We start from the raw sequence: 12,729 nt of genomic DNA, 5'->3' as shown, positions 1-12,729 counted from the left end.
GGCTTCAGCGCTCCAGCAGCATCCGCTGCAGTTCCCGGGCGGCCCGTGGCGGCGCCACGTCACTGCGGTGCGCGAGCGCGATCGTGCGGTGCAGTCCGGGCGGGGCCAGCGGGGTGACCCGCAGGCCCCGCCCGGACCGCGTCGCGACCATGCGCGGGACGACGGCCAGCCCGAGACCCGAGCGGACGAAACCCAGTACGGCGTCCATCTCGCCGCCCTCCACCGCGAAGTCCGGCTCGAAGCCCTCGGCACGGCAGGCGGCCACCGTCAGTTCCCGCAGGTCGTAGCCGTGCCGGAACATGACCATGCGTTCGCCCTCCAGGTCGGGGATCCGGACCGTACGGCCCCTGCCGGGCGCGGGCGACTCCGGCGAGGACACCACCACCAGATCCTCGCGCAGCAGCTCCACCGTGGTCAGCGCCGGAGACGGGGTGGGCAGCGGGAGCACCACCAGGGCGAGATCGAGGGCGCCGCGGGCGAGCTCCCGGACGAGGTCGTGGGAGCCGCCCTCCTCGATCAGCAGCCGGATGCCCGGATAGCGGTCGTGGAAGGCACGCAGCACATCGGGGAGCAAACCGGTGCACACGCTCGGGGTGGCGCCCAGGCGGACCCGGCCGCCGCGCAGCTGGGCCAGCTCCTGCACCTCGTGCCGTGCCGTGTCCGCGTCGGCGAGGATGCGGCGGGCCAGCGGCAGCAGCGCCTCGCCCGCGTCGGTCAGCGTGATGTTGCCGCGCGCCCGCAGGAAGAGATCCGCCCCCAACTCCCTTTCCAGTGACCTGATCTGCTGGGAAAGGGACGGCTGGGCGACATGGACGAGCTCGGCGGCCCGGGTGAAGTGCCGGGTCTCGGCGACCGCCACGAAGTACTGGAGCTGCTGGAACTGCACCCCACCACGATAGGCCACAGCTATCGAAACGAGCCACACCATGTCTTGGACCGATCGGCCCCTCGCGACCTAGCGTGCGGGGTTATGGCTCTGGCAACGCGGACGGACCGACGACCGTCCATGACCCGCACCGTGTGGGACAGCTCTCTCGGGAAGAAGACCGTGATGGCGGTGAGCGGCCTGATCATGCTGCTCTACCTGGTCGTCCACATGCTCGGCAACCTGAAGATCTTCTTCGGTCCGGGCGATTTCAACCACTACGCGCACTGGCTGCGCACCCTCGGCGAACCGTTCCTGCACTACGAGTGGGCCCTGTGGATCATCCGCGTGGTCCTGGTGGTCGCCGTCGTCGCGCACGCCACCGCCGCCTACCAGCTGAGCCGCCGCGACATCAGGGCGCGCCCGAGCCGGTACGTCCACAGCAAGCCCCGGTCGAGCTACGCCACGCGCACCATGCGCTGGGGCGGGATCATCCTCGGACTCTTCATCGTCTGGCACCTCCTCGACCTGACGACCGGCACCGTGCACTCCGGCGGCTTCCAGTCCGGCCATCCCTACCAGAACGTCGTCGACACCTTCTCGACCTGGTACGGCGACGTGATCTACATCGTCGCCATGCTCGCGCTCGGCCTGCACATCCGGCACGGCTTCTGGAGCGCGGCACAGACCCTGGGCGCCGGCAGCCGCACCCGCGACCGCGCCCTCAAGACCGTCGCCAACGTCCTCGCGCTGGTGCTGACCGCGGGATTCGTCGCCGTACCCGTGGCCGTGATGACCGGAGTGGTGAGCTGAACATGACCGCATCGTCCGTATACGCCGACTACGCGACCGGTGAGCCGGTCGCCGACGGCAAGGCTCCACAAGGTCCGGTCAACGAGCGCTGGGACACCCGCCGCTTCGAGGCCAGACTGGTCAACCCCGCCAATCGCCGCAAGCACCGGGTGATCGTCGTCGGCACCGGACTCGCCGGCGGCTCCGCCGGCGCCACGCTCGCCGAACAGGGCTACCACGTCGTCCAGTTCTGCTACCAGGACTCACCCCGCCGGGCCCACTCGATCGCCGCCCAGGGCGGTATCAACGCGGCCAAGAACTACCGCAACGACGGCGACTCCGTCCACCGGCTGTTCTACGACACCGTCAAGGGCGGGGACTTCAGGGCCCGGGAGTCCAACGTCCACCGGCTCGCGCAGATCTCCGTCGAGATCATCGACCAGTGCGTCGCCCAGGGCGTGCCCTTCGCCCGCGAGTACGGCGGCCTGCTCGACACCCGCTCCTTCGGCGGTGTCCAGGTCTCCCGCACCTTCTACGCCCGCGGCCAGACCGGCCAGCAACTGCTGCTCGGCGCCTACCAGGCACTGTCCCGCCAGATCGCCGCGGGCACCGTCGAGATGCACCCGCGCACCGAGATGCTCGACCTCATCGTGATCGACGGCCGGGCACGCGGGATCGTGGCCCGCGACCTGGTCACGGGCCGCGTCGACACGTACTACGCGGACGCGGTGGTCCTGGCCAGCGGCGGCTACGGCAACGTCTTCTACCTCTCGACGAACGCCATGAACTCCAACGCCACCGCGATCTGGCGGGCCCACCGGCGCGGCGCCTACTTCGCCAACCCCTGCTTCACCCAGATCCACCCCACCTGCATCCCGCGCACCGGCGACCACCAGTCCAAGCTGACGCTGATGAGCGAGTCGCTCCGCAACGACGGCCGCATCTGGGTCCCCAGGGCCGCAGGCGACACCCGCCCGCCGAACGAGATCCCCGAGGACGAGCGCGACTACTACCTGGAGCGCATCTACCCGTCCTTCGGCAACCTGGTGCCCCGCGACATCGCCTCCCGCGCCGCGAAGAACGTCTGCGACGAGGGCAGGGGAGTGGGCCCCGGCGGCCAGGGCGTCTACCTGGACTTCGCCGACGCCATCCGGCGCATGGGCAAGGCGAAGGTCGAGGAGAAGTACGGCAACCTCTTCGACATGTACGCCCGGATCACCGCCGAGGACCCGTACACCGTCCCGATGCGGATCTACCCGGCCGTGCACTACACGATGGGCGGACTCTGGGTCGACTACGACCTCCAGACCACCGTCCCCGGCCTGTTCGCGATCGGCGAGGCCAACTTCTCCGACCACGGGGCCAACCGCCTCGGCGCCTCGGCGCTGATGCAGGGCCTCGCCGACGGCTACTTCGTCCTGCCGTCCACGATCAACGACTACCTCGCCCGCAACCCGCACCACGAGGAGGTCACCGACGAACACCCCGCCGTGCAGGAGGTGCTGGCGGAGACCGAGGACCGGCTGCGGCTGCTCCTCGCCGTCGACGGCGACCGCACCCCCGACTCCTTCCACCGTGAACTCGGCGAACTCATGTGGGAGTTCTGCGGCATGGCCCGTACGGAGACGGGACTGCGCAAGGCCCTGGAGCGCATCCCGCAGATCCGCGAGGAGTTCTGGCGGCGCATCAAGGTCCCCGGCACGGGCGAGGAGTTCAACCAGTCGCTGGAGAAGGCCAATCGCGTCGTCGACTACCTGGAGCTCGCCGAACTCATGTGCCTCGACGCACTGCACCGGGCGGAATCCTGCGGCGGCCACTTCCGTGAGGAGTCCCAGACCCCGGACGGCGAGGCGGAACGCCGGGACGAGGAGTTCTCGTACGCGGCCGCCTGGGAGTTCACCGACACCGGTACCGCACCCGTCCTGCACAAGGAAGACCTCGTCTTCGAGTACGTCCACCCCACCCAGCGGAGCTACGCATGAAGCTCACCCTGCGCGTCTGGCGCCAGAAGAACGCCGACGCCGACGGAGCGATGTCCACGTACGAGGTGGACGACATCTCGGCCGACATGTCCTTCCTGGAGATGCTCGACACCCTCAACGAGGAGCTCATCCTCAAGGGCGAGGACCCCGTCGCCTTCGACCACGACTGCCGCGAGGGCATCTGCGGCGCGTGCTCGCTCGTCATCAACGGTGACGCCCACGGCCCCGAGCGCACGACGTCCTGCCAGCTGCACATGCGGTCCTTCCAGGACGGCGACACGATCGACGTCGAGCCCTGGCGCGCCGCCGCCTTCCCCGTCGTGAAGGACCTCGTGGTCGACCGGTCGGCCTTCGACCGGATCATCCAGGCCGGCGGCTACGTCACCGCCCCGACCGGCGCCGCGCCCGAGGCCCACGCCACGCCCGTGCCGAAACCGGACGCCGACTTCGCCTTCGAGCACGCCGAGTGCATCGGCTGCGGGGCGTGTGTGGCGGCCTGCCCGAACGGCGCGGCGATGCTGTTCACCTCCGCCAAGATCAACCACCTGAACGTGCTGCCGCAGGGGGCACCCGAACGCGAGACACGGGTGCTCGACATGGTGGCGCAGATGGACGAGGAGGGATTCGGCGGCTGCACCCTCGCCGGGGAGTGCGCCACCGCCTGCCCCAAGGGCATTCCGCTGGTCTCCATCACCAGCATGAACAAGGAGTGGCTGCGCGCCACCCGCAAGGCCGGACGGCGCTGACGCCGGGGCCACTTGTTCACGGAGCGTTCGCCGGACCGGTGCGGACGGGCGGGGCCGGGAGTGGTGCTCATCCCCGGCCCCGTCTCGCACACGGGGGCAGCCCCTGGCATTCAACATCCCCACATCCCGGCTCCTGGCACAGGTCACGCGCACGCCAACCGGTATCGGAAGAACAGGAGCGCGCGGACCGCACCGAAACGGCCCGCCGCCGCACCGCCGAACCGGCCCGTGACCAGGAGAGTGCCATGACCGGCGTTTCCACCCTCGACAGCCCCCCGCAGCCGCTGGCCCCCGCCCGCTACACCGTCTCCCTCGCTCGCTCCGAGGAGGACGTCCGGGCCGCCCAGCGGCTGCGCCACGACGTCTTCGCGGGGGAGATGGGCGCCCTGCTGACCACTCCGCAGCCGGGCCTCGACATCGACTCCTTCGACGCCTACTGCGACCACCTGCTGGTCCGTGACACGCAGACGGACCAGGTCGTCGGCACCTACCGGCTGCTGCCGCCGGACCGGGCCGCGGTCGCCGGCCGGCTCTACTCGGAGAGCGAGTTCGAACTCGGCCCGCTCGATGCGATCCGCCCCGGACTCGTCGAGGTCGGCCGCTCCTGCGTGCACCCCGACCACCGCGACGGCGCGGTCATCGGTCTCATCTGGGCCGGCATAGCCCGGTACATGGTCGACGGCGGCCACGAGTGGCTCGCGGGCTGCTGCTCGATCCCGCTCGGCGACGGCGGAGCGCTCGCGGCGGGCACCTGGGACAGGGTGCAGGCCAAGTACCTCGCGCCCGAGGAGTACCGGGTACGGCCCCGCCTGCCCTGGTCCGCCGAGGGCGTCGCCCGCCCGCCCCGCACCGAGCTGCCCCCGCTGCTGCGCGGCTACCTCCGGCTCGGCGCCTGGGTCTGCGCCGAACCCGCGCACGACCCGGACTTCGGCGTCGCCGACCTGTACGTGCTGCTGTCGATGCGGCGGGTCGACCCGCGCTATCTGCGGCACTTCCTCTCGCTCGTACCGGCCTGATGACGCTCACCGACGCCGGGGTACGGAGCGTCTGGCTGCCCAGCGCGCCCTGCACCCCGGGGGTCTGCGTGGAACGCACGGGATCCGTCGCGGCCGTACCGCGGGCCGTGCTGCGGCTCACCGCGGTCGTCGCCCTGCTCGTCGTCGGCGTCGCGCTCTGCCCGGTCGGCGGACGGATCCCGTCCCGGGCGGTGCGGAGGTGGGCCCGCTTCGTCGCCCGGGCGGCGGGCGTCCAGGTCCGGATCAACGGCGCCGCCGCACCCGGCGGCGGCCTGCTGATGGTCGCCAACCACATCTCGTGGCTGGACATCCCGCTGCTCGCCGCCGTACGCCCGGCCAGGATGCTCGCCAAGTCCGAGATCCGGCAGTGGCCGGTCGCGGGTCCCCTGGCCGCGCGCGGCGGTGTCCTGTTCATCGAGCGTGACCGGCTGCGCGCCCTGCCGGGCACGGTCGCGCACATCGCCGGGCTGCTGCGTGACGGTGCCGCCGTCGTGGCCTTCCCCGAGGGCAGCACCTGGTGCGGCAGGGCGCAGGGGCACTTCCGACGGGCCGTCTTCCAGGCCGCGCTGGACGCCGGGGTGCCGGTCCAGCCGGTGCGTCTGCACTACCGGTTCGCCCGGGGAGCGGCGAGCACCGCGCCCGCCTTCGTCGGGGACGACTCCCTGCTCGCCTCGCTGTGGCGGGTGGTATCGGCGCGCGGGCTGGTCGCGGAGGTGGACGTGCGGCCCGCGCTCATGCCGGGCAGCCACGCCGACCGACGGGACCTGGCCCGCGCGGCGCAGGGAGAACCGCGTCCCCGGGAGACCCTCGCCCGGACGCCTCTCCACCTCTGATGCACCGTCACGGACCAGGGCGTACGCTCCGACAACCACCCGCCAGCGTACGGCCCGGCCGGACGGCCGCCGCCACCGCGCCGGGCGGAGTGGAGACAGGGCCCGGGCCGAGCGTGGTGCGGGACCGTGCTCGGCCAGGCGCGGTCCCAGCCCTCCGGGAGCGGGCTTCGGTCGGCGGCCGCGGACCCGCGCGCTCGGTGCCCCGGGTGTTCAGGGGATGCGTACGGTCACGGACTTCCCGGGTTCGAGGGCGATCTGCCGGCGGAACCCGCCGGCCCGCAGTTCGGTGCGTGTGCCGCCGACGCTGCGGATCGTGGCCGTGGTCGCCTTGCCGTTCCGCCAGGAGAAGTCCACCTCGAAGCCGCCCCTCGCGCCGATTCCGGTGACGGAACCCTTCTTCGACCAGGCCTGCGGCAACGCGGGCAGCAGTTCGACGACTCCCGGCCGTGAGTAGAGGACCATCTCCAGGGCCGCGGTGGGGCCGCCGAGGTTGGCGTCGATCTGGAAGATCGTGTAGCTGCCCTGGCTGTACATGTCGAACCAGTTGGCCGAGGTGCCGTTGCCGTTGTTCATCGACGGCCGCAGGACGGTGAGATAGAGCCGGTACGCCTTCTCCGCGTCCTTCAGCCGTGACCAGCACAGCGATCGCCAGGCGCAGGCCCAGCCGAAGCTGTCCATGCCTCTCGCGGTGAGCAGTTCGCGTACGCCGTCGATGAGTTCGGGAGGGCTGGTGTCGGCGGCGATCCGGTCGCCGGGGTAGAACCCGATGAGGGGCGACAGGTGGCGGTGTGTGGTCTCACCGAGGTTGTCCGGGCTCATCCACTCCTCGAGCCAGCCGCTCTTCGGGCTGACCCGGGGGAGGTAGAGCTTGTCCCGCATCCCGTCGAGTTCTGCGGCGAGCTGTCCGTCGCGGTTCAGGACGCGGGCCGCGGTCGTGAACTCGCCGAAGAGTTCCCAGGCGAGTTCCTGCGCGTAGGTGTTGCCCTTGCCGTCCGGTCCGTGCTCCGGCGACCAGGCGGTGTCGTCGATCAGGACCTCGCGCGAGGAACCGTCCGGGTCGGTGACCGTGGTCGTGAGGAGCCGTGCCCTCCAGAACTCCGCGGCTCCCTTGAGCACGGGGTAGATGGTCTCCAGGTACGCGCGGTCCTGGGTGTACTCGTAGTGGCGCCACAGCGAGTTGCAGAGCCAGGCGTTGCCCGAGGGATGCCAGGCCCAGCCGCTGCCGCCGTGGATGTTGGTCGAGAAGGCGACGGCCCAGCCCGCGATCTTCCCGGTGCTGTTGCGGAAGCGGTTGTCGGGGTTGTTGTAGAGCCGGTGGGTGACGTCCGTCCAGACGGGCAGTTGGGACCGGCAGTACCGCGCGAGGGCCTCGGCGTTCTCGCCCAGCCCGGCCGGATCGGCCAGCCAGTAGTTCATCTGGACGTTGATGTCCGTGTGGTAATCGGCGTACCAGTCCGGGTTGTTGTTGTGGATCCACAGGCCCTGGAGGTTCATGGGCAGCCAGTCCCTGGAACCGGTGATGGTCAGGTAGCGGCCGTACTGGACGTAGGTCGCCTCCAGTTCCGGGTCCGGGGTGGAGGCGTCGGTGTACCTGACGGCGATGCGCGACCAGGAGTCCAACGACCGTTGCACCGCGGAGGACGTGCCCAGGTCGAGGGAGAAGCGGTCGTAGAGGCGCCGGTAGTCGGCCACATGCGTGGCGAGCAGCGTGGTGCCGGGGACCTTCGCCGCGGCGGAGACCTTGCCGCGGGCCACGGCGAGCGGGTCGGTGGCCGGTTCGCGGAAGTCCTTTCCGGCGTCGGCCGAGTAGTCGGTGCCCGCGCACACGACGATGAGCACTTCACGGCACCCGGAGAAGGACAGCTTGTCGCCGTCCGCGCGGATGGTGCCCGTGCTGCTGACCGCTCTCACCGAGGCCGCGTACCGCAGGCCGTTCTTGAAGGTGCCGTCGAACGAGAGTTGGCGGTCGCCGTACGAGGTGGACTCGCCGTGGGTGCCTTCCAGCGAGACGGTGCCGGTGTGGCTGCCGCCTCCGGTGAGTCTCATGACGACGACGTCGTCCGGATGGCTGGCGTAGACCTCCCGGCGGAACCGGACTCCCTGGTGTCGGTAGGCCGCGGACACGACACCGTTGCTCAGGTCGAGGCTGCGTCGGTAGTCGCTGATCGTGTGGGCCGTGTGGCCCGGCAGTGTGACGCGGAGCTTGGCCAGCAGGCCGAAGCTGCCGAAATCATCCGCTCCATAGGGGAGTTGGCCGTCATCGGTGGGGGTGTCGTTGCGTCCGCCGGTCCAGAACGAGCCGTCGGTGAGGTAGAGGAAGTCGTCCGCCGGGTCACAGCCGACCAGGGCGCCGAGCCGGCCGTTGCCCAGTGGCAGCGCCTCCTGGATGACGCGTGACTCGGCGGCGGGCGTGCGATACCAGAGGGTGGTCGCCTCGGCCTCCGGGACGAGGGTCACGTGGGCCGGGCGCTCGGGAGCGGCGTGCGCGGCGAACGGCGGCAGGCCGGCGAAGACCGCGAGACCGCCACCGGCGGCCCCGGTGAGGCGAAGGAAGTCACGACGAGAGGAAGAGGGCACGGCACAGGGTCCCTTCAGCGGGAGGCGCGCAAGATTAATTCATAAAATATGAGCCACGTCTTCGCCGAGTCAACGGGCGCGTGCGCCATTGCTCCTATCTATCGGGGGAAGTAATCGCCTCCAGAACGGATTTGTGCGGGTAAAGCGCGACCACTCATCCGATGAAAGGGGCCGGCCGACGCCCTACTGGCTCTGACCGGGACGGCCCTGGTGGTGTCCCTCTCGCCCGGACGGGACGGCGAGCGCGCGGGCGAGATAGGGGGCGGTCGTGCTTCCCGCCGCCCTCGCGACCTCGACGGGCGGTCCCACCGCCACGATCCGGCCGCCGCCCTCCCCGCCGCCCGGCCCGAGGTCGATCACCCAGTCCGCGCCCGCGACCACCGCCATGGTGTGTTCGACGACCACGACGGTGTGCCCCGCCTCGACCAGCCCGTGCAACTGGCGCATCAGCACCTCGACATCGGCCGGATGCAGCCCGGCCGTCGGTTCGTCGAGGAGGTAGAGCGTGTGCCCCCGGCGGACCCGCTGCAACTCGCCTGCCAGCTTGATGCGCTGGGCCTCGCCGCCGGACAACTCCGTGGCGGGCTGGCCGAGCCGCAGGTAGCCGAGGCCCACGTCGAGGAGCGTGGCGAGGCTGCGGGCGGCGGCGGGGGTGTCGCGGAAGAACTCCGCCGCGGTCTCCACCGTCATGTCCAGCACCTGCGCGATGTTCCGCCCGCGGTGGGTCACTTCGAGGGTCTCGGGGTTGTAGCGGGCTCCGCCGCAGTCCGGGCACGGCGCGTACGTGCTCGGCAGGAAGAGCAGTTCGACACTCACGAACCCTTCGCCCTGGCAGGTCTCACAACGACCGCCGGCGACGTTGAAGGAGAAACGCCCGACCCCGTACTTCCGCTCGCGTGCTGCCTCGGTCCCGGCGAACACCTTGCGTACGACGTCGAAGAGTCCCGTGTACGTGGCCAGATTGGAGCGCGGGGTCCGCCCGATGGGCCGTTGGTCGACCGAGACGAGCCGTCCGACCCCCTCCAGTTCCTCCGTCACCTCACCGATGAGTGTGGACTTGCCGGAACCGGACACGCCCGTCACGGCGGTGAACACGCCGAGCGGGATCTCGGCCGTCACCCCTCGCAGGTTGTGCCGGTGCACCGGACCGACCTTCAACCATCCGCGCGGGGAGCGGACTTCACGCACCGGCGCGGACGAGCGGCCGAAGAGGAAGCGGGCCGTGGCCGACTCCTCGACCCCGGCGAGCTCCGCCACCGGACCGCTGTGCAGCACCCGGCCGCCGTGCTCGCCGGCCAGCGGACCGACGTCGACGAGCCAGTCCGCGGCGCGCACGACGTCGAGGTGGTGCTCCACCACGAACACCGAGTTGCCCGCCGACTTCAGCCGGTCCAGGACCGTGAGCAGGGCCTCCGTGTCGGCCGGGTGCAGCCCGGCGGACGGCTCGTCGAGTACGTAGACCACTCCGAACAGACCGGACCGCAACTGCGTGGCCAGCCGCAGCCGTTGCAACTCTCCCGCGGAGAGGGTGGGGGTGGCGCGGTCGAGGCTGAGATACCCGAGACCGAGCTCGACGACGGGGGCGATACGCGCCCTGAGATCGTCCGTGAGCACCCGGGCCGTCTCCCCCTCGGGGCGCAGCGTCCCCGCCAGCTCGGTCAGTGGCAGCGCGGCCAGCTCCGCGATCGTCCGCCCGGCGAAGGTCACCGCCAGCGCCTCGGGGCGCAGCCGGCTGCCGCCGCACACCGGGCACGGGGCGCTGCTGAGGAACCGCTCGGCCCTGGCCCGCAGGGTCGTGCTCTTCGAGTCCGAGAAGGTCTTCATGACATAGCGCCGGGCACTCATGTACGTGCCCTGGTACGGGCGTTGGATACGGCCCGCGTCCCGCACCGGATGCACGGTGACGACCGGCTGCTCGTCGGTGAACAGGATCCACTCCCGCTCCCCGGCGGGCAGTTCACGCCACGGACGGTCCACGTCGTGGCCCAGCGCGTCGAGCACGTCGCGCAGGTTCTTGCCCTGCCAGGCGCCGGGCCACGCGGCGATCGCGCCCGCGCGGATCGACAGCGAGGGATCCGGCACGAGCAACTCCTCGCTCGTACCGTGCACCCGGCCGAGCCCGTGGCACTCCGGGCAGGCTCCGACGGCCGTGTTCGGTGAGAAGGCGTCCGAGTCGAGGCGTTCGGCGCCGGCCGGATAGTCGCCGGCGCGGGAGAACAGCATCCGCAGGGAGTTGGAGAGGTGGGTGACCGTGCCGACGGACGAGCGCGAGGTGGGCGCCGAACGGCGCTGCTGGAGCGAGACCGCGGGCGGCAGTCCGGTGATGTCCCCGACCTTCGGCGCCCCGACCTGGTGGATCAGCCGCCGCGCGTACGGCGCGACCGACTCGAAGTAGCGCCGCTGGGCCTCCGCGTAGATCGTCCCGAACGCCAGCGAGGACTTGCCCGAGCCCGATACACCCGTGAAGACGGCGAGGACGTCCCGCGGGATGTCGACGTCCACACCCCGCAGGTTGTGCTCACGGGCGTTCCGCACACGGACGTACGGGTCGTGGGGGCCGTGCGGATCGGGCATCGACGGGACTCCTGGGGCGGGCTTGCGGCCTGGGGGTGAGCGGGGAGGGGGCAAACCACACCATTCTAGGTCGGGAGGAGTCCCGCGACCCGGGCGAGCCCGCGGAAGGAGTCCAGCAGGGCCTCCCGGTCGTAGGTGCTCGTCGTGACGAGCACCTCCTGCGCGCCCGTCTCCTTGATCACCGTGGCCAGCTCCTCGGCGACCTGCTCCTCGGTCCCCGCGAGCCGGCCGGTGAGCCCGGACTCGTACAGGTCCCGCTCCTTGCCGGTCATCACCAGGCCCTCGACGCGCTCGGCGGGCGGCAGCGGCGGGAAGGTGCCGTGGGTGCGGGAGTACGCCATCGACCAGGCCTCCGGGATCAGCAGCCGGTGCGCGTCCCGTGACGTCGCCGCGACCACGACGGTGCCGGAGACCACGACGTACGGCTCGCGCGCCCACTCCGACGGACGGAACGCCGCGCGGTAGCGATCGATCCCGCGCCGCATCCTCTCCCGGTTCCCGAGGTCACCGATGACCAGCGGGAGGCCCGCCCGTGCCGCGATGTCCGCGCCCTCGCCCAGGGCGAGCACGAACGGCGGCACCGTCAGGCCCTCCGGGGGCCGCGCGTGCACCCCGGTCGGGGAGGTGCCGCGGAACCAGCCCAGCAACTCGTCGAGCTGGGCCGCGAAGTCGGCGGACTCGGCCGCGTCCTTGTCCCGTCCCAGCGCCCTGCGCACGCCGGGTGTGAACCCGACGGAGCGGCCCAGGCCCATGTCGATCCGGCCGGGGAAGAGCGCCTCCAGAACACCGAACTGCTCCGCCACGACCAGGGGTTGGTGGTTCGGCAGCATCACTCCGCCGGTGCCGACCCGGATGGTCCGGGTGGCGGCGGCGACCGCGGCGGCCAGCACCGTCGGGGCGGACCCGGCGACGCCTGGCACGCCGTGATGCTCCGAGACCCAGAACCGGTGGTAGCCGAGCCGCTCGAGCTCCTGGGCCAGGCGGACGGTGTCGCGCAGCGCCTCGGCGGCGTCGTGCCCCTCGCGGGTGCGGGAGCGGTCGAGGACGGAGAAGCGCACGCCCGCCCCGGCCGGACCCTCCTCCCGCGAGACGCCCCGCCGCTCCGGGCCGTGCGCCACCGCCCCGGAGGGGACGGCTCCTGCCCCGGTGCCGGGCTCGCTCTTCTCGGTCGTCACTGTGCTCACTCTCCCCTGCGGTTTCCATGATCCGCCCGCTGTCCGGGACGGGCAAGGCAAGGCTGATCTCCGCGGTGTGGGTGGGGTTGTGAACCACCGCGGCTTCTGGTCCAACACCGAAGCCGCCGCAGTGTTTCCGGGGTGCTACCGACGGTAACAACACGGGTGT

The 12,729-nt window shown here is 71.3% G+C and carries 9 protein-coding genes; 5 read left to right on the top strand and 4 right to left on the bottom strand.

The genetic code is table 11. The annotated features are described in order from the left end of the window. Positions 1-4 precede the first annotated feature (4 nt). Positions 5-886, bottom strand: a complete 882-nt coding sequence (locus tag OG199_RS07835) for a LysR substrate-binding domain-containing protein (protein ID WP_356798210.1) — start codon at positions 884-886, stop codon at positions 5-7. Positions 887-1,006: 120 nt separating this feature from the next. Between OG199_RS07835 and OG199_RS07830 the strand changes: the two genes are divergently transcribed. From OG199_RS07830 to OG199_RS07810, 5 genes are all read left to right on the top strand, one after another. Further along, the gene (locus OG199_RS07830; protein ID WP_356798212.1) at positions 1,007-1,678 is read left to right on the top strand and encodes a succinate dehydrogenase; all 672 of its coding nucleotides are present in this window, start codon (positions 1,007-1,009) and stop codon (positions 1,676-1,678) included. Between the two features lie 2 nt (positions 1,679-1,680). Then, on the top strand, positions 1,681-3,639 hold the full coding sequence (locus OG199_RS07825) for a fumarate reductase/succinate dehydrogenase flavoprotein subunit (protein WP_356798214.1): 1,959 nt from the start codon (positions 1,681-1,683) through the stop codon (positions 3,637-3,639). Further along, the gene (locus tag OG199_RS07820; protein WP_266704579.1) at positions 3,636-4,385 is read left to right on the top strand and encodes a succinate dehydrogenase/fumarate reductase iron-sulfur subunit; all 750 of its coding nucleotides are present in this window, start codon (positions 3,636-3,638) and stop codon (positions 4,383-4,385) included. The genes OG199_RS07825 and OG199_RS07820 overlap by 4 nt, the downstream gene beginning before the upstream one ends. 245 nt (positions 4,386-4,630) lie before the next feature. Next, the gene (locus OG199_RS07815) at positions 4,631-5,401 is read left to right on the top strand and encodes a GNAT family N-acyltransferase (RefSeq protein WP_356798216.1); all 771 of its coding nucleotides are present in this window, start codon (positions 4,631-4,633) and stop codon (positions 5,399-5,401) included. Beyond that, a complete protein-coding gene (locus tag OG199_RS07810) occupies positions 5,401-6,234 on the top strand; it encodes a lysophospholipid acyltransferase family protein (protein ID WP_405828751.1) in 834 nt (277 codons plus the stop codon). Before OG199_RS07815 ends, OG199_RS07810 begins: the two co-directional genes overlap by 1 nt. Positions 6,235-6,444: 210 nt before the next feature. Here the strand turns inward: OG199_RS07810 and OG199_RS07805 are convergent, their stop codons facing one another. The 3 genes from OG199_RS07805 to OG199_RS07795 all read right to left on the bottom strand — a co-directional run bounded on the left by OG199_RS07805 (position 6,445) and on the right by OG199_RS07795 (position 12,443). Beyond that, positions 6,445-8,811: a glycosyl hydrolase family 95 catalytic domain-containing protein gene (locus OG199_RS07805; RefSeq protein WP_405828749.1), complete on the bottom strand. Its 2,367-nt coding sequence runs from the start codon at positions 8,809-8,811 to the stop codon at positions 6,445-6,447. A gap of 183 nt (positions 8,812-8,994) precedes the next feature. Then, a complete protein-coding gene (locus OG199_RS07800; RefSeq protein ID WP_405828747.1) occupies positions 8,995-11,385 on the bottom strand; it encodes an ATP-binding cassette domain-containing protein in 2,391 nt (796 codons plus the stop codon). Positions 11,386-11,450: 65 nt separating this feature from the next. Next, positions 11,451-12,443 carry an LLM class flavin-dependent oxidoreductase gene (locus tag OG199_RS07795; RefSeq protein ID WP_405834459.1) on the bottom strand — a complete coding sequence of 331 codons (993 nt, stop codon included), beginning with the start codon at positions 12,441-12,443 and terminating at the stop codon, positions 11,451-11,453. Between the last annotated feature and the right edge of the window lie 286 nt (positions 12,444-12,729).

This window comes from Streptomyces sp. NBC_01176 (assembly GCF_045039825.1).
In the GTDB taxonomy this organism is placed as follows: Bacteria; Actinomycetota; Actinomycetes; order Streptomycetales; family Streptomycetaceae; genus Streptomyces.
Note: the sequence above shows the minus strand (reverse complement) of the source record. Positions and strands in the feature narration are given on the sequence as shown.